The following is a 17,846-nucleotide window of genomic DNA, read 5'->3' as shown; positions in this document are numbered from 1 at the left end:
CAGCCAATCGTCGGTGTCCTGGCCGGTTTCGCTGGCCACATGCTCGAGCGAGGTCGAGCTTGGTAGCCCGAAAGGTGTTGCTCCAGCGAGCAGGTGGACGAAAAGATAGGCGCCCACCTCATCCTGGAAGCGACCGCCCCCGGACATGGCGGCGCCACCGGCACTCTGCCGGTCGGCCTTGCCGCCGACGTTGCTCCCGCTGGACTTTGGTGCTTTTGCCATGATCACTGGACTACTGCAGGGTGGTTATGGGTTTCCCCTGCGGTATGCCCTATTGTGCTGGCTGACGGAACCCGTCGCCGATGTTGTTCACAACTCAAGTCGCGCCAGTCCGTCGACCGTCCGCCCCATGTCGCGCAAATGGGCGTGATGGGTGAAGAACAGCACCTGCGTCGAGGCGGCAAGCCCGGCAAGGACGTTCAAGCCGGCTTCGGCGCGGTCGTCGTCGAAATTGACGAACAGGTCGTCGGCGATGAAGGGCACCCGCACCCCCGCGGCAATCGACTGTTCGACCGCCGCCAGTCGCAGGGCGAGGAACAGCTGATCCCGCGTCCCCTCGCTCATGCCTTCGATGGGGACAAGGGTCTCTCCATCCTGCCGCAGTCCCAGCAGGCGCGGTGTCGATGGATCGTGATCGATCCGGAAGTCGATGAAGCGTCCGAGGGTCAATGTGCGGAAAAGCGTGCCGGCGCGTGTCAGCAGCGGCGCCTGCCGGCGCGCGCGGTACTGCTCGACGGCGCGGCTCAACAGAAGCTGCTGCGCCCGTTTGAGCACATAGAGGTCCGCCTCGGCCTTCATGTCCGCCTTTGCCGCCTCCGCGTCGGCTGCGGCATCGGCCGCGCCGTGGGAGGACTGGTCCAGGCTCTGGAACGTTATCCGGGCCTCGCCAAGCGCATTGGCCGCTTCGGCCACCTCCTTGTTCAATGCCTCCAGCGCTTGGCCCAATGTGGCGGACTGGGAGGCCACCATGTCGGGATCGCAGGCTTCCCAGGCGGCGACGAGATCGGCAAGCGGCAGAGCATCGCCATCCGCGACGATCTGCCGTTCGGCCTCGGCCAGCCGGGCAAGGCGGTCCTGATAGGTTTTCGACCGGTCGAGGAACGGAGGCAGCAGCGCGGCCTCGGCAACATCGGCGCGGTTCATGAAGGAGCCCAGGCGATCGAGTGCGATGGTTCGATCGACGGCGGCGCGATCCATGTCCGCTTGGTGTTTCTTCTGTTCCGCCTCCAGCGTCCCGATCTCCTGTGCGACCGAACGTGCCTTGGCCAAGCGCTCCCGAAGAGCGTCGAGCGTCCGCATCGGGTCCGCCTGGACGTCCATTTGCGCGTCGGCTGCCAGCGCCTCCACCTCCGCATCGAAGGACTTGCGGTCTTTGCCGATGATGTCGAGCCGGCGGTCGTGTGCGGTGATGCCGTCAAGGATGCCCCGCAGTTCTTCGACCAGTTCGAGCCAATGGTCGATACCTGCGATGTCCGCGGCGATTCCCAGCCGCGCCGATGCGTCGGTCCATTCGGTGACAGTGGCCTGCAAGGCCCGGCGATCCTGGATGTCCTGCCGTTCGCGGCGGGAGATATCCTCCTCCAGGGCGGCGAGCTTGGCGTTTTTCTCGCGGAACGCCTGCTCCAGGGTCTCGCCTTTCAGCCGCTCACGGTCGGCTGCCGCCAGCAGCGGCGACAGCCGGTCGTTCTCTGGCGAAACCGTCAATGCCCTTGCAAGGATGCCGACCGCTTCGGCCCTGCGCTCCATCAGGCGCGCCGCCTGCCGCCGGGCCTCGGCCGCCTGCTGATGAAGATCCAGCGCGGCGCGGCGCTGGGCAAACCAGGCGCGCAGCCTCAGCGGCGTGAGGGGCGGCAGTCCTTGCGCGCGAAGGCGCTCTTCCCAGGAGATCGTTTGTGCGGATAGGGCGCTCTCCGCCTCCTGTACGGCCTTTTCCGCCTGCTGCCGCGTCAAATTCAGGATGGCCTGCTGGTGCTCCAGGGCCGTCAGGCGCGCGGACTCCTCGGCGGTCGCGTAACGGCGGTCGGCGATGGCGTCGGCGTCCTGAAGCGCTGCCGTGAAATCGTCGCCGAGTGCCTCGGCCGCCGCGGCGCGGCCCTCCCGCAAATGGATGCCGATGGCCTTCCACAGATCATCCCGTGCCTGCCGCGCGCGAAGAACCTCATCCGCCGACACCGCTTGCCCAGTTTGAGCCAGCAAGCCGCGTTGGGTTCCGAGTTGTTCGATCTCGTTCGTCAGTCGGCGGAGTTCGGCCCGCTCGCTTTCCAGTTTGGTGGTGAGCTTGAGTTCCGCATCGGAGGCGGCCTGGAGTTCTCCGTCATCGAATTCGCAGAGCATGGCCAGCCGGTCGGCGTCCCCTTGCCAAGGGGCAAGGGCCGCCAGCGCCAGCCGCGTCTCGGCGTCCGCGCGCTCGATGTCGGCCTGGGCCTCGGTGCAACGTTGGTCGATGTCGTCGCCCAGCCCACGGGCATGACCGATCGCGGTCCGGATATCGTCCAGCCCCTCGGCGACGACCGCGTCGGCCAGGTCCTCGCGCAGTTTCCGGGCATCGGTCCGCAGGTTTTCCAGTTCCCCATCCCGCGTCCCCATCCCGGCAGCCAGGCTGAGGTGACGTTTGGCGATGTCGCGCAGCGTCCTGACCTCAAGACTGGATGGCAGGGCGCCGGGCAATGCCAGTTCCGTGCGCAGGGATGCCGCGCGGTCCAGCAGCCCTTGCCGCTCGACCGTCAGCCGGTCCAGGTCGGCAACGTCCTTGGTGACCCCACCCCGCTTTTCGATCAGACGCTCGATGTGCTCGCCCAGCGCAACGATGGAATCGGGTTGGAGCCGGTTCAACTTTCCCGCGACGTCGTCGCGGTGCCGCTTGGCAGCGTCATGCGCTTCGGCCGCCTTGGCCAGGGCTGCCAGGGAGGTCCGCGCCGCGGTGTCCTCCGCAGGAGAAAAGACGATCACCTCTCGCTCCGCGGCGATCTCGGCCAGCAGGGCGGCCCGCGCCCGCATCGCAGCGCCGATGCGGCGCAGCCGTTCGGCGGCGTCACGCTGGGCGGTCAGGGCGGTCTGCCGGTCCTGCAGGTCGCGAAGGGCTTTTTGGCAGGATTCCACCTCCGCCTGCGCATCGGACCATTCCTTGGGTTTGAGTTGCGCGTCGCGGAGGGCTTTGACGCAGGCGTCGAGTTGCCTTTCCGCGGCCACGAAGGTCCGGCGGGCGGCAGCGCGCTTGCCCCAGATCGCATCCAGTTCGTTTTCGAGCGCCTCGCGAACCTTGTTGATCTCCGTCAGTCCGGATCCGGCGGCGAACAGGGCCTGCCCCAGATCGTCCGAAGCCTGGAGCATCGCTTCGCCGCCGTCGCGCAGTCCGGCTTGGTCCAGGCTGAAACCGGCGCCGAAGGTCTCGCGGTTCAGGCCATGCAGCAGAGCCGACAGCTGACCTTCATCAAGGGGGCGGTCCGTCGCATCGATCAGGCTCTGGTCACGGGACTTGCGGCGCCTGCAGGCCAGATGCCGTCCATCCTCCTCAAGTACCGCGCCGACGCGCAGCAGTGCGTAATCGAAGCGGAAGTTGAAGGGGCTGCGCATCGGAAATCCGAACAGCAGGTCGGAAACGGCCGACAGGGTGGTCGATTTCCCCGCCTCATTGGCGCCGTAGACCATATGGAAATCGGGCGCTCCCGCCTGGAAGGGCAGGCGGCAATCCTCGAAATGGCCATAACGTTCCAGATGGAGTTCGGCGAACCGCATCACTCTGTCTCCTTACCGGTGAGGCGAGCTTCCAGCGCGCTTCCCGCAATCGCCAACAGGGCCGGCCAGTCGTCCCGTGCCGCCATGGCGGCGAGGCTGTCCTCGTCGAAATCCCCGGCTTTGGCTGCCGCGGTCAGGAAGGGGAGGAGATCCGCCTTCAGGTCCTGGGCCAGTTCCGGCGATTGGCGGACCTCGGCCAGCAGAGCCATGATGTCCTCCGCGGCACCGTCGGCAACGGCCGCCGGACCGGGCATGGTGACCTCCAACTGGACCTTTTCGATCCACAGGTCCGGCGCGACCGCGGCGGCCAGGGCGCGCACGGCGTCGCGCTGGGTTGCCCGCCCGTCCTGCAGTTTGCCGGCCAGGGACGTCGAGCCGGTCAGCACCACGCGGGCGACGGTCGGACGCCCGTCGGACAGATCGGCATGCCGGTTGGCGAGGGCGGTGCGGGTTGCGGCGTGGACCTCGTCCATCGTGCCCGCTCCGGTGCAATTCACCTCCACCCGAAGCCAGCGCACGGTGTCCAGCGGCACATGGGTCAAACGAGCGACCGCGCCGTCCTCCACCTCCACATGGACCGCACCTTTCGGTCCGGTCTCGCGGATGTTCCGGCCCTGGAGATTGCCGGGGAACACGATGTAGGGCGATTCGGCGACGACCGTGAAATCATGCACGTGCCCCAGCGCCCAATAATCGTAATGGCTGGCCCGCAGATCGTCGATTGTGCAGGGCGCATAGGTCGTGTGGTCCGGATGGCCGGTCAGCGCGGTGTGAAGAAGGCCGATGTTGAAATGATGCTCCACCCGGTCGGGATAACCGGCGGCGAGATTGTCGGTGACATGGGCGTTCGGAAAGCTCTGCCCATGAATCGCGACGCCCAGATGGTCGATGACATGGGTATGCGAGCGGCGCGGCTTGAACTGCTTGACAGTGTCCGGCCAAGGCAGCGACCGGGTGAGGGCGGAGGCCGCGTCGTGATTTCCGGACAACCAGAAAACAGGGATGTCCGCCGCCGCCAGCTTTCCCATCGCGCGGGCGAAGTAGAGACCGGTGCCCATGTCTTTCCAGTCGCCGTCGAACAGGTCGCCGGCGATCAGCACGAAATCCACCGCCTGATCGCAGGCATAGGCGACGAGGTTGTCGAAGGCCGCGCGGGTGGCCCCACGCACCTCCTCCGCCGGCACCCCGTCGTAACGCGACAAGCCGTGCAAGGGGCTGTCGAGGTGGATGTCGGCCGCGTGGAGGAAGTGGAAACTGCCCATAGCCAACCCCGGATTTTCGAATATAGTGCGAAAGCACTCTACTTCAGGCGGTGAGCATCATCATGGAATCGACTGTAGGCGTCAACGCTCTGGATCCTTCTGCCGAAACAGCGAGTTCCGCGCTGGCGATCGACGCCGTGATCGCTCCCAAAATCAGCTTCGCCACCCATCAGAGCGCCGTTCCCGTCCTTCGTGATCTCCGCCTGATCAACCTCGGTGGAGAGCCGCTGCAAAACATCGTGGCCGAGATCGTGGCCGACCCGCCGGTCTTCGAGCCGATGCAATGGCGCATCGACCGCATCGCTGCCGGTGGCGAGGCGCACATCACCAAGCGCGACCTGCGGCTGAACGCCGGATTGTTGTTGCAGTTGAACGAAGCGATCCGCGCGACGGTGACGCTGCGGGCCACGGCGGAGGGCATGGACGGCGGCGATGCCGCCGAGCGCGTGCTGCCGGTCGAGCTTTTGGCCCGAAACGAATGGGGCGGCGCCGCGGCCATGCCGGAACTGCTGGCCGCCTTCACTTTGCCGAACGACCCGGCCGTCAGCAGGCTGATCAAGGCGTCCAGCGACGTGCTCCGGCGCGGCGGACGCCCCGACGGCATCGAGGGATACCAGTCGAAGAGCCGCACGCGGGTGCACGAGCTGGCCTCCGCCATCTGGTCGGCCGTGGCGTCTCTGCGCCTGACCTATGCCGAACCGCCGACCAGCTTCGAATGGCAAGGGCAAAAGGTGCGTTCGCCCTCCCAGATCCTGGAGACCGGACTGGGGACCTGTCTCGACACGGCGCTGCTGTTCGCCGCGGTGCTGGAGCAGGCCGGCCTCTATCCGGTGATCGTCGTCACGCGCGGCCATGCCTTCGCGGGCGTGTGGCTGCAACCGCAGGAGTTCGCCACCCTCCTGGTCGACGACGCCGCCAGCCTGCGCAAGCGCGTGGCGCTCCAGGAACTGGTGCTGTTCGAAACCACGCTGGCCACCGGCGGGCACCCGTCGCCCTTCTCGCGCGCCATCGCCCAGGCCAACCGCCAGATCGACGAGGAGCGCGAGGGCGAGTTCGTCATGGCGCTCGACATCCGCCGCGCCCGGATGCAGCGCCTGCGCCCGTTGGCTCTCGCGGATGCCGCATCGTCGGGGGCGGCGGCGGGGGCGGGGGCGGGGCTGGCGGGGGTGGAAGCCGACATCGTCCCGGTGGGGGATGTGCTCGAAGCGGCTCCGGCCCTTCCCGATTTCGATCTCACCGATTCCAGCGAGCCGCCGGACGGGGTCGCCACGGCGGAAGGGCGGCTGGACCGTTGGCAGCGCAAGCTTCTGGACCTGACCACGCGCAACCGGCTGCTCAACGTCAAGCCGGGTGCGACCACCATCCGCCTGATCTGTCCCGATCCGGCCACGCTGGAGGACAGGCTTGCCGACGGAGCCAGCTTCCGCATCGTGGCGGCCCCGGCGATGGACGGCGGTGCCGGCCGCGATACGACGTTGCACCTCCAGCGCACGGGAGAGGAACTGGAGGCTGCCTATGCCCGCGACGCCATGGAGCGCGGCGAGATCCTGTCGCCCATGCCGACCGACAAGCTCGATGCGCAACTGGTCGACCTCTACCGCAAGACACAGCTCGATCTGGCGGAGGGCGGCGCCAACACGCTGTTCCTCGCGGTGGGCTTCCTAATCTGGAAGAAATCCGGCAGCGACACGCGCCACTACCGCGCCCCGCTCATCCTGTTGCCGGTGAAGCTGCAAAGGCGCAGCGCACGGTCGGGTGTGCGCCTGTCCAGCCACGAGGACGAACCGCGCTTCAACCTGACCCTGCTGCAGATGCTGCGCCAGGATTTCGAACTCGACATTCCGGAACTGGCCGGGCCGTTGCCGGTCGACGAATCCGGGATCGACGTTCCGCGCATCTGGACCATGGTCCGCCGGGCGGTGCGCGACATGCCGGGCTTCGAAGTGGTCGAGGATGTGGTGCTGGGAGCCTTTTCCTTCGCCAAATACCTGATGTGGAAGGATCTGGTCGACCGCACCGACGCCTTGAAGCACAATCCGGTGGTGCGGCACCTGCTGGAAACGCCGCGGGACGCCTATGCCGGCCAAGGGGAGCCGCCGCACCCTTCGACGCTGGACCAGCTTGTTACCCCGGAGGAGCTGTTCGCGCCGCTCGCCGCCGACTCCTCTCAGCTGGCGGCGGTTGTCGGCTCGGCGCAGGGATGCGACTTCGTGCTGGACGGCCCGCCGGGCACCGGCAAGTCGCAGACCATCGCCAACATGATCGCGCACAATCTGGCGCTCGGCCGGACCGTGCTGTTCGTTGCGGAGAAGCGGGCGGCTCTGGACGTGGTCCATCGCCGGCTGGTCGCCCATGGCCTCGGCCCGTTCTGCCTTGAGCTGCACAGCAACAAGGCATCCAAGCAGGATGTGCTGCGCCAGCTCGACGCCGCATGGACCACGACGGAAGAGCCGCCGACCGAGCTGTGGAGCCGCCGCGCGGCCGAACTCAAGACCAGTCGCGACCGGCTGAACGACTTCGTCCGGGCGCTGCACCGGCGGCATGCCAACGGCCTGACCCTCTACGCCGCCATCGGGCGGGTTGCTCGCGACGGCGACGGCGTCACTTTGCGCCTGACATGGCCAAGAGGGGTGGAGCACGCAGAAACGGACCTGGAAAGCCTGCGCGAGACCGCCCACAAGCTCGACCTGCACCGCGCGACGGCGTCGCCGGAGAACCGAGCCGCCTTCGGGCATGTCGGGCGGACCGAATGGTCGAACGCCTGGCAGGCCGACCTGCTGGCCGCCGCCGCCACGCTGGCCGCTGCCTCCAAGACGTTGGAATCGGCCCGCATCCGGCTCGCCGACGGGCTCGGCACCGCGGTGGGTGGAGACCGGCGCAGTCTGGCCGCCGCCGCTGCCCTGGCCCGGGCTCTGGGAGAGGTCGGCGAGTTGAACCTGGGTTTCGCCTTCACACCCGATGCGGCCAGGATGATCGAGCAGGGCACGCGGGTGCTGCCGTTGCTCGGCGCGTATCGGACGGAGGCCGCGCTGCTTTCCCGCCCGAAGGACCCTGAGCGGGTCAAAGCCTTGCCCCTGGCGGAACTCGATGCCGAATGGGCAGCGGCGGGCGAGGCGATCTGGCCGCTGTCGGCGATGCGGAAGAAGGCGGTGGCGAAGCGACTCGATCCCGGCGGGACTGCGGATCCGGAGACCGACCTGCCCCGGCTGCGCCGGTTGCAGGGAATCCTGGCCGAGATCGACGGTCTGCCCCAGGCGCAGGCGCTTCCCGGCTGGCAGGGAGTCGCCACCGATCCGGACCGGCTGGACCGCAAGCTGAAGGCTGCCGGAACGGTGCGGGCCGCGCTCGGCGGGGCGGCGCAAAGCCCCGATCAGCTGATCGCCCTGCGGACGTCGCTCAAGCGGCTCTGCACCGAGGCCGGTGACCTGCTGGCCCCCGACGGGGCGATCGGGCAGGCGATGCGGCAGTATCTCGACAGCCATGCCACCTTCCTGGACGCCAAGGACGCATTCGAACGCATCGCCGGTGCGCCGGAACCGGTCGACGGCGCCGACCTGCTGGCGGAGTGTCAGACCATCGCCGCGGCGATGGCGGCGCGGCCGACGCAGCTGAATGCCTGGACGGCGTGGCAGCGCGCGCGGCAGGCCGCGATGCACAAGGGATTGGACGGGCTGGCGGCGGCGGTAGAGGATGGAACCATCCCGCCCGGCCGTGCGGCGGAGGCCTTCGACATCGCCTATGCCCGCTGGTGGGCGGACTGGGCGATCGACATCGAACCCCTGGTGCGCGACTTCAACGTCACCGAACACACGGATGCCATCGGTCGCTTCCGCGCCTTGGATCGCGAATTCGGAGAACTGACGCAACGCTATATCCGTGCACGGATCGCCGGCGGCATCCCGACCAAGGACTCCAAGGCGCCGCCCGCCGGATTCGGTACGCTGGCGCATCAGCTGAAACTGCAGAAGCGCCATAAGCCGGTCCGCCAACTGGTGGCAGACATGGGGCCGGCGCTGACCACGCTGCCCCCCTGCCTGCTGATGAGCCCGCTGTCGGTGGCACAGTTCCTGCCGCCGGAGATGCCGCCGTTCGATCTGGTCATCTTCGACGAAGCGTCGCAGATCACGCCGTGGGACGCGGTGGGCGCCATCGCCCGCGGCCGGCAAATGGTGGTCGCCGGCGATCCCAAGCAGATGCCGCCGACCAGCTTCTTCGATCGTGGAGCGGGTGCGGAGGACGATGACAGCGAGATCGAAGCCGATCAGGAAAGCATTCTGGAGGCGTGTCTGGGCGCCCGCCTGCCGCAACGCCGCCTGACCTGGCATTACCGCAGCCGGCATGAGAGCCTGATCGCCTTTTCCAACCACCGTTACTATGACGGCGACCTGATCACCTTCCCCGCCCCGGTGACCCGGGAGACGATGGTCAGCCTGCGCCAGGTTCCCGGCGCCTGGTCGCGCGGCAAGAACCGCAACAACCAGATCGAGGCCGAGGCGGTCGTGACGGAGGTTCTGCGGCGCCTTCTCGACCCCGCCTTCGTCGATGAGCGGGGGAACCGCCTGACGCTTGCGGTCATCACGCTGAATTCGGAACAGCAGAAGCTGATCGAGGATTTGCTGGACCGCGCCCGGCGGTGCTACCCGGAACTGGAACCCTATTTCGCCGAGGACGCGCCTGAACCCGTCGTGGTCAAGAATCTGGAAACGGTCCAGGGCGACGAGCGCGACGTGATCCTGCTCGGCATCGCCTATGGGCCGGAAACGCCCGATGCCCCGACGATGCCGATGAATTTCGGGCCACTGAACCGCGACGGCGGCTGGCGGCGGCTCAATGTCGCCGTCACGCGGGCGCGTCGGGAGATGGTCGTCTTCACCTCCTTCCCGCCCACCCTTATCGATCTCAACCGCACCAGCTCGTCGGCTCTGCGGGATCTGCGGCATTTCCTCGAATATGCGGAGCGGGGAACACGGACCTTGGGGGAGGCGGCAGGCGCGTCCGCCGGTTCGGCGGACTCCCATTTCGAGCAGGCGGTTGCGCAGGGACTGGGCGGGCGCGGCTGGACGGTCGTCCCGCAGGTCGGCGTCTCCCGCTTCCGCATCGACCTCGGCGTGGTGCACCCCGACCGTCCGGAGGATTATCTGATCGGCATCGAATGCGATGGTGGGTCCTACCACGGCGCCGCGACGGCGCGGGACCGCGACAAGGTGCGCGAGGCGGTGCTGAAGGGACTGGGCTGGTCCCTGGCGCGGGTATGGTCAACAGAGTGGTGGATCGATCCGGAGGGGGCATTGGACCGGCTCGACGCTGCGCTGAAGGAGGCGTTGGAACGGTCACGTGCCGAAGCGGTCGCGGCGCCGGTGACGGCGGAGGCGCCGGATGTGGTGCTCGATCTGGGGGCGGACGGGGAGGATGGCACCGACGAGACCGAATCCCAGATGGAAGCCGAGGACGACGAGGACGCCTATGGTGGTGACTATCGGCGGACGGACTTCGCCGCCATCGCCGGCATCGATCCGAACCGCTTCCAGGAAAACGACTATTCCGCCATTCTCAAGGAGATGGTGTTGCAGGTGGTCGCGGCAGAGGCGCCGATCCGCGACAGCCTGCTGGTCGAGCGCATCGCCCGCGCCCATGGGTTCAAGCGCTCCGGCCGCCTGATCCGGGAACGGATCATGGCGGTGGCGCGCGGTGTCGCCCATGTCGAGACCGAGCGTACCGGCGCCAGCTTCGTCTGGCCGGACGCCATGGCGGTCGCGGCGTGGGGAATGGCCCGGTTTCCCAACACCGGTGCCGACGTGCGATCCATCGAGGACATCGCCCTGCCCGAGTTGTCGGCCGCCATTCGCGGCTGCATCGATGTCGACGATCCGCTGACGGGTGCGGCCCGACAGTTCGGCATCAGAAGGCTGAATTCAGCGGCCCGCGACCGGCTCAAGATGGCGAAGCCGGTCGCGGGGCATATCAGGGAGTAGGGGTTTGCGTCACGGCCAGTCAGTTCTGCCGCCTCTCCACCGCCGTTTGAACGGGTGCAGGTCAAGTGCCTCTGTTGCAAAGTTTGCGGGCAGGCGGGAGATGATGGTTACGGGCATCACCGCCGATGCTATGCGTCCTGGAGTTCGACCTGCTGGCTGATGAACTGGACGGCCTCGGCGAGCGCGCCAGGTCCGACGTTGAAGGCGCGTTCGACGAGAAGCCCCGCACCGGGCGGATCAACTGCTTCAGCTTGCCATGGTCGGCTTCCATCACGTTGTTCAGGTACTTGATCTGCCGGTGCTCGGTCTCCTCGGGACATTTGCCCTCGGCCTTCAGCTCCGCCAAGGCCGGCCCATAGGTTGGCGCCTTGTCGGTGTTGATGACCGTCGGTGTCTCCCACTCCTTCAAGCCGTTTAGCGCCTTGGACAGGAAGCGCTTGACGGCGGCGGTGTTGCGCGTGGGAGAGAGGTAGAAGTCGATGGTATTGCCATGCTTGTCGACGGCTCGGTACAGGTAGGCCCACTTGCCACCGACCTTCACATAGGTCTCGTCGACCCGCCAGCTGGTTGACCGTGGGCAGCGGCACTGCCAGCGTAGCCGCTTCTCCATCTCCGGCGCGTACTTCTGCACCCAACGGTAAATGGTCGAGTGATCGACCGAAACGCCGCGTTCGGCCATCATCTGCTCAAGGTCGCGATAGCTGATGCCGTACCGGCAATACCAGCGCACCGCCCAGAGCACGATTTCACCCTCGAAGTGGCGACCTTTGAAGTCCGACACAGCTTGGCTCCGTTCAACCTCCAGCCATTCCGCCGCCTGCCGGCCAACTTTGCAACAGAGCCCCCGCGCGGACCTCGATGCAGCAACGCCCGCCGGCCCCGCTCCAGGGCAGTTCGGTACGGCAGCAGAGCATATCCGCACCGGTGACAATCCGCCATGCCTGTCGTATCGGAACCCAACAGGTTCCGGGCCGGGCAGGGGGCAGTCAGCAGGGGGCCGGTCAGCGGCCAGTGCTCCAGGCTCGCAACTCTGCAAGCAGCGGGGCCAGTGTCGCCGTCTCGCCCTCCGACAGCGGGCGCAGCGGCGGGCAGGTCCGGGTCCAGGCCGGGTCTCCCGTCCGTTGGGCGACGGCCCATTTGACGCTCGCGACCAGCGGGAAGCGGGCGAGCGCCTCGCGGATGGCCAGGGCCCTGGCGATGGCCTGCCGGCCGGTCTCGGTGCCGGGTGCCAGCCAGCCCTCGCGCGTCAGGGTGCCCGTCACGTTGGTGGTGGCCGAGATGCAGCCGGCGAAGCCCGCCGTGGCGGCTTCGGCCAGCGACGCTTCGGAACTTGGGAAGACGTTGAAACCGGGCAGCCGCCGCGCGATCTCGCGGGCATAGGCGAGGTCCCCGGCGGAGTCCTTGAGCCCCGCCACGGTCTCGGGATGCCGGTCGCGCAGGCGCCGGACGGTGTCCACTGGGTAGGGGACGCCGGTGTTCTGGGGAATGTGATAAAGGTAGAGCCGCAGGCCGTCGGCACCGGCACGATCGATCACGGTCGCCACGTAGCTGGCCAGCGCGCCGTCGTCGATGCCCTTGTAGTAGAACGGCGGGGCAAGCAGGGCGCCGGCGTAACCGAGGTCCCGCGCCGCCCGCGTCAGGCGCACGGCATCGTCGAGCGCCGCCGCCCCGGTGCCCACCATCATGCGGTCGAGCGGAACGCCGGACACCGCGACCGCCGTCATGGCGTCGAGGCGCTGGCCGACCGAGAACGACATCGCCTCCCCGGTGGTGCCGAGAAGGTTGACGGCGTCGCATCCGCCGGGACCCAGCAGCCAAAGGCAATGCTCGATCAGGCGGCCGGTGTCGATGCGGCCGTCCTCGCGGAGCGGCGTGGGCGTGGCGGCGATGACGCCGGACAAGCGTGAGGCGCCGGGGTGCGTCCCAGGGTGAGCCATGCTGTGGTGGGGGTGCGTCATGGTGCGCTTACCTTGTTCAGGGGGGATGAAACCGCCGCCGACGTTTTCACGTAATGGCCGTCGGGCACGGCCGTCAGCTCCACGCAGAGCTGCAGCGGCACCGGCGGGCTGGCGAAGGCCGTGCGCAGCCCGTCCAGCGCCAGGGCCGCGATGGCCGTCCGCTGCGCCTCGCTGCGCGGTCGGGTCAGCAGCACGCGGGCGTGCACGACGCTCTCGCCGGCGCGGCCCTCGCCGCTTCGCCAGTGGTCGACGAGGTGGACACGGCTCTTCACGTCGGCCGCCGCCACCGAGGGTTCCCGCGCGATCGCCGCGTGCAGACGGTCGAGCACGGCGTCGAGGTCGACCATTCTCGCCAACGGGCGCGGGCAGTCGAGGATGATGTGGGGCATGGTCCGCCTCCGGGGGTCATGCGGCCTTGAGGCCGAAGCTGTCGGCCACCTGGTCGGCGACGTGCCGGCCGATCGGGATCGACGAGGTCGCGGCAGGCGACGGCGCGTTGCAGACATGGACGGTGCGCGCGGTCTGGCGGACCAGGAAGTCGTGGACCAGCGTGCCGTCCGCCATCACCGCCTGGGCGCGGACGCCGGCCGGGTGGGGCAGCAGTTCCTCCACCGTCAGCGACGGGCAGTAGCGCCGGCACAGCGCCAGATACCGCCGCTTCGACAGTGAGTTCGCCATCTCCGACAGGCCGGAGGCGAGGTGCGCGCGGATCACGCGGCGGAAGCCGGAGTAGGCGACCATCTCCGCCACGTCGCGCGGGCTGACGTCGGCGAAGCGGTAGCCCTCGCGCGCGAAGGCGAGCACTGCGTTCGGCCCGACCGTGACGTATCTGCCGATCATCCGGGTCAGATGCACGCCGAGGAAGGGCAGCGCCGGGTCGGGGATCGGGTAGATCAGGTGGCTGACCACGTCGTTGCGGGCCGGCGGCAGACGGTAGTACTCGCCGCGGAACGGCACGATGCGGAAATCCAGATCGACCCCGCACATGCGGGCGAGACGGTCGGCCATCAGCCCGCCGCAGACCACCGCCCGGCGGGCGCGGACGGTACCGCCGCCGGCCTCGACGGTGACGCCGTTCGCGTCCTCGCGCATGGCGGTGACCGGGGCCGACAGGCGGATGCGGCCGCCGCGCGTCTGGACCACCTCCGCCATCTTGCGGGCGACCTGGGCGTAGTCGACGATGCCGGTGGACGGCACGAACAGCGCGCCGACGCCGGCGATGTTGGGCTCGCGCCGCCGCAACTCCGCCGCGTCGAGCCGTTCCAGGGCCAGACCGTTGTCGCGGCTGCGGGCGAGCAGCGCGTCCATGCGCTCCAACTCCGCCGCGTCGGTGGCGACCAGCAGCTTGCCGCACTGCTCGAACGGCAGGCCGTGCTCGCGGCAGAAGGCGATGGTGGCCGCGACGCCGTCGCGGCAGAACCGGGCCTTCAGGCTGCCGGGCTGGTAATAGACGCCGGCGTGGATCACCCCGCTGTTGTGGCCGGTCTGGTGGGTGGCGAGCGCCGCCTCCTTCTCCAGGACCAGCACCTCCAGGCCGGGGAAGCGTTCGGTCAGTTGCATCGCTGTGGACAGCCCGACGATGCCGCCGCCCACGACGACGATGTCCGCGTCGATCATTTTGAAATCCCGTGTTGGAAAAGGGGGGAGCGGCGGCGCCGCTCCCCGCAGTGGTACCGAGGAGGAGGACGGCGTCAGTCGATCGGGACGATCTTCTGTTCGCCATGGCGGCGTTCCCATGCCGCCCAGCGGTCGTGCTCGTTCTCGTCACGCGGGATCGACGGCTCGGCGTAGGTGAACTCGGCGATCTGGTCCTTGCGCAGGAAGGCCACGCCCTTGTGGCGCGACGCGTAGTCCAGGAAGCGGGCCAGCGAGCGGACGCGGTACGGCCGGCCCTGGACGCGGTCGTGGGTGGAAATCGCCATCATCCGCCGGCGCTGCCCGGCTTCCTCGTAGAGTTGGTCGAACTCGTCCTTCAACTGCTGCTCGAAGGCCATGGTGGAGAACTTGTAGGCCTCGTACTGGATGATGTCGTTGAGGTTCAGCGAGTAGGGCACGATGGCGAAGTCGCGGCCGCGCACCGGGATCACGAAGGGCTCGTCGCGGCTGACATCGTCGATGAAGTATGTGAAGCCCAGATCCTGAAGGATCTTCAGCGTGTTGATGGTGCCGCGCATGGCGGCGCCGTTGTAGCCGACGGGGGTGGCGCCGGTGGCGCGCCGGATGCTGTCGATGTTGCTTTGGATGAAGGCGCGTTCGTCCTCGACCTGCAGGTCGTACTGCTGGACCCAGTCGCGGCCATGCGCCGCGGCCTCGTGCCCGCGCTCGACGATCTCGCGGGCGACCTCCGGGCTGCGGTCGACGGCGGAGCCGACCATGTGGGAGGTCACCTTGATGCCGAACCGGTCCCACAGGTCCAGCATGCGCTGGATGCCCTCGCGGTAGCCGTACTTGTACCAGGACTTGGTCGGGAAATCGGGGTAGGTCGGGTCCATGTCGATGAAGCCCGAGAAGGGACCGCCGATGCCGTAGTGGGCCTCGCCGCCGGCCTCGAACTGCATGGAGATCGAAATCACCAGACGGATGCCGTCGTTCCAGAAGGTCTTGCTCATCGCTCGTCTCGTTTTCCGTTTTGGGTGAAGGGGATCACTGGACGCCCCAGATGCGGCGGTAGGCGTCGCGGTAGCCGTTGTCGGGGTCGTAGGAGTTCTGCGGCCCACCGTCCTGGCCGATGTTGGCCGCGGTGATCAGGTGGACGGGGGTGACGTAGCCGGACGGCGGCTGGCCGGCGAAGGCGCGGTTCATCTCGTCCGCCGCCTGCCAGCCGTGCAGCAGCAGCGGCTCGGCCACCGTGCCGCGCTGGTAGAAGTTCTGGCGGATGCGCTGGAACGCCGCCTCGCTGCCGTCGCCGGCGGAGACGTTCATCGGCCGGCCGTCCTGGCCGATGCCGGCCTGGATCAGCGAACCCGACATGAAGTCGAAATACAGGTCGTTGATCGCCAAGCTGTGCGTCCAGCGGCCCCCGTGCCGCTGCAGCAGCGCGGTGGTCAGCGGCGGCATGCGGTTGGAGGTGTCGCTGACCGGCGTGTCCTCGACCTGCAGCACCGTGCAGCCGGTGCATTTGCGCACCACCGCCGCCATCGCGTCGGACTTGGCGATGGCGATCTCATAGGTTGAGTCGGTGAAGATGACGACGCCGGCCTTGCCGTCGGATTCCGCCACGGTGTAGGAGGCGGCGGCGCGCGCCACGTCGCGGGCGTCGGTAGCGATGTTGGTGAAAATGGGGAATTTGCGGCTTGGCCCCGGCTCGGCCAGCGTGTGCCAGCCGACCACGGTGATGCCCTCCTTGGCCGCCCGGTCGAGCAGCGCCGCCTGTTCGTTCGCGTCGACCGACCCCAGCACGATACCCTGGGGCTTCAGCGCTATGGCCTGGGTCAGTGCAGCGGAGCGGCCGGCGACCGAGCCCTGGCCGTCGATCAAGCGGAATTTCCAGCCCAGCGCCTTCGCCGCCTCCTCGACGCCGCGCCCGACGCCGCGCACCCCGCCGTTGCGCTGGTCGGCGGCGACGTAGACGACGGACTTGCCGGGCTGCGCCGCCGGGCCGGTGGTCGGGCCGTCCCACGGCGGGCGCGGCGCGGTGATGCGGGCGACATAGGCTTTTGCCTCCTCGACGCCGGGGTCCTGCTGGGCCCGGGCGGGAGCGGACGGGGCAAGCAGCGGCAGGGCGAAGGCGGCGCCGAGCAGGGCGGCGCGCAGGCGGTTCGAAGCGGTCATGGCGGTTTCCTCCTTTGTCTTGTCGTTGTCGGAATGTCGGATGCCGGGGTCAGGCGCCGGGCGCCGGCCGATGGCTGTGGCGGACGGTGGCGCGGCGGCGCTGGGCATAGGCGGCTAGCCCGATGGCGACCAGCAGGGTGGCGCCGTTGAACAGGGGCTCGACATAGAAGGCGCCGCCGAACTGCTGGATGCCGGAGATGCCGACCGCCAGGATCAGCACGCCGACCAGCGTGCCCCAGACGTTGACGCGGCCTGGCTTGATGGTGGTGGAGCCGAGGAAGGCGCCGACCAGCGCTGGCAACAGGAACTCCAGCCCGACGCTCGCCTGCCCGATGCGCAGTTTGGCGGCGAGCAGCACGCCGGCCAGGGCGCCCAGCACGCCCGAGGCGACGAAGGCGCCGATGACGCAGCGGCGGGTGCGGATGCCGTTCAGCGCCGCCGCCCGCGGGTTCGCCCCGATGGCGTAGAGATGGCGACCGACCGGCAGATAGTCGGCGACGATCCACAACCCCAGGCTGATCGCCAGCACGTAGAAGACCGGCACCGGCAGCCCGAACAGGTCGGTGGCGTAGAGCGCGGTGAAGGCCGGCGGCAGCGGGCCGATGACCTGCCGCCCCTCGGTGTGCCACAGCGCGGCGGCGTAGATCACCGTGCCGGTGCCGAGGGTGGCGATGAAGGAGTCGATCTGCGCGACCTCCACCAAGGCCCCGTTGACGGCGCCCAGCAGCGCGCCGAGCGCCAGCACGATCAGCACCGTGCTCACCCAGTCGAGGCCGTAGACCGTCTGCAGGCTGATGGCCAGGACGTGCCAGATGACGATACCGTAGCCGACCGTCAGGTCGATCCGCCCGGCCATCATCGGGATCATCGCCGCCAGCGACAGCAGCGCGATGACCGACTTCTCGCCCAGGACGGAGCGGAGGTTCAGCAGCGTCGGGAAGGTTTCCGGCAGGGCGAGGGAGAACAGGGCGATCAGCGCCACCGTCAGGATCGGCAGCCCGTAGACGGGCAGCAGGCGAAGCGCGCGGCGGGCGGGAGGCAGCGCGGCCAGCTCGTGGCGCGTCGGCTCCAGCGCGTTGGATTTCAACGATTGCATGGGTGGATCCTCGGGAAGGGGGCCGCGCGCCGCCGGCCGCCCCGCGGGCGCG

The 17,846-nt window shown here is 68.5% G+C and carries 10 protein-coding genes; 1 reads left to right on the top strand and 9 read right to left on the bottom strand.

The window, feature by feature from the left end:
• Positions 1-309 precede the first annotated feature (309 nt).
• Both ACCD06_RS19610 and ACCD06_RS19605 read right to left on the bottom strand, forming a co-directional pair.
• Positions 310-3,735 (bottom strand): AAA family ATPase, encoded by a 3,426-nt coding sequence (locus ACCD06_RS19610; RefSeq protein ID WP_413342806.1) that lies wholly within the window; start codon positions 3,733-3,735, stop codon positions 310-312.
• Positions 3,735-4,997 (bottom strand): metallophosphoesterase family protein, encoded by a 1,263-nt coding sequence (locus tag ACCD06_RS19605; RefSeq protein ID WP_413342804.1) that lies wholly within the window; start codon positions 4,995-4,997, stop codon positions 3,735-3,737. The genes ACCD06_RS19610 and ACCD06_RS19605 overlap by 1 nt, the downstream gene beginning before the upstream one ends.
• Before the next feature lie 62 nt (positions 4,998-5,059).
• On the opposite strand from ACCD06_RS19605, the gene ACCD06_RS19600 reads away from it, so the two are divergent.
• Positions 5,060-10,969: a DUF3320 domain-containing protein gene (locus tag ACCD06_RS19600; RefSeq protein WP_413342802.1), complete on the top strand. Its 5,910-nt coding sequence runs from the start codon at positions 5,060-5,062 to the stop codon at positions 10,967-10,969.
• Between the two features lie 61 nt (positions 10,970-11,030).
• On the opposite strand, the gene ACCD06_RS19595 is transcribed toward ACCD06_RS19600, so the two are convergent.
• The 7 genes from ACCD06_RS19595 to ACCD06_RS19565 all read right to left on the bottom strand — a co-directional run bounded on the left by ACCD06_RS19595 (position 11,031) and on the right by ACCD06_RS19565 (position 17,794).
• Positions 11,031-11,750 (bottom strand): IS6 family transposase, encoded by a 720-nt coding sequence (locus ACCD06_RS19595; RefSeq protein WP_413342800.1) that lies wholly within the window; start codon positions 11,748-11,750, stop codon positions 11,031-11,033.
• A gap of 220 nt (positions 11,751-11,970) precedes the next feature.
• Positions 11,971-12,927 carry a dihydrodipicolinate synthase family protein gene (locus ACCD06_RS19590; protein ID WP_413342798.1) on the bottom strand — a complete coding sequence of 319 codons (957 nt, stop codon included), beginning with the start codon at positions 12,925-12,927 and terminating at the stop codon, positions 11,971-11,973.
• Positions 12,924-13,316: a 5-carboxymethyl-2-hydroxymuconate Delta-isomerase gene (locus ACCD06_RS19585; RefSeq protein ID WP_413342796.1), complete on the bottom strand. Its 393-nt coding sequence runs from the start codon at positions 13,314-13,316 to the stop codon at positions 12,924-12,926. The genes ACCD06_RS19590 and ACCD06_RS19585 overlap by 4 nt, the downstream gene beginning before the upstream one ends.
• 16 nt (positions 13,317-13,332) lie before the next feature.
• Positions 13,333-14,544: an L-2-hydroxyglutarate oxidase gene (gene lhgO / locus ACCD06_RS19580; RefSeq protein ID WP_413342794.1), complete on the bottom strand. Its 1,212-nt coding sequence runs from the start codon at positions 14,542-14,544 to the stop codon at positions 13,333-13,335.
• A 74-nt stretch (positions 14,545-14,618) separates the two neighbouring features.
• A complete protein-coding gene (locus ACCD06_RS19575) occupies positions 14,619-15,536 on the bottom strand; it encodes a polysaccharide deacetylase family protein (RefSeq protein ID WP_413342792.1) in 918 nt (305 codons plus the stop codon).
• A gap of 34 nt (positions 15,537-15,570) precedes the next feature.
• A complete protein-coding gene (locus tag ACCD06_RS19570) occupies positions 15,571-16,698 on the bottom strand; it encodes a substrate-binding domain-containing protein (protein WP_413342790.1) in 1,128 nt (375 codons plus the stop codon).
• Positions 16,699-16,747: 49 nt separating this feature from the next.
• Entirely contained in the window at positions 16,748-17,794 is a 1,047-nt protein-coding gene (locus tag ACCD06_RS19565; RefSeq protein ID WP_413342788.1) for an ABC transporter permease, read from the bottom strand.
• Positions 17,795-17,846 lie beyond the last annotated feature (52 nt).

The organism is Azospirillum sp. CT11-132 (assembly GCF_047302835.1).
GTDB lineage: Bacteria > Pseudomonadota > Alphaproteobacteria > Azospirillales > Azospirillaceae > Azospirillum.
The sequence above is the reverse complement of the archived record's forward strand: the minus strand, read 5'-3'. Positions and strand labels throughout refer to the sequence as shown.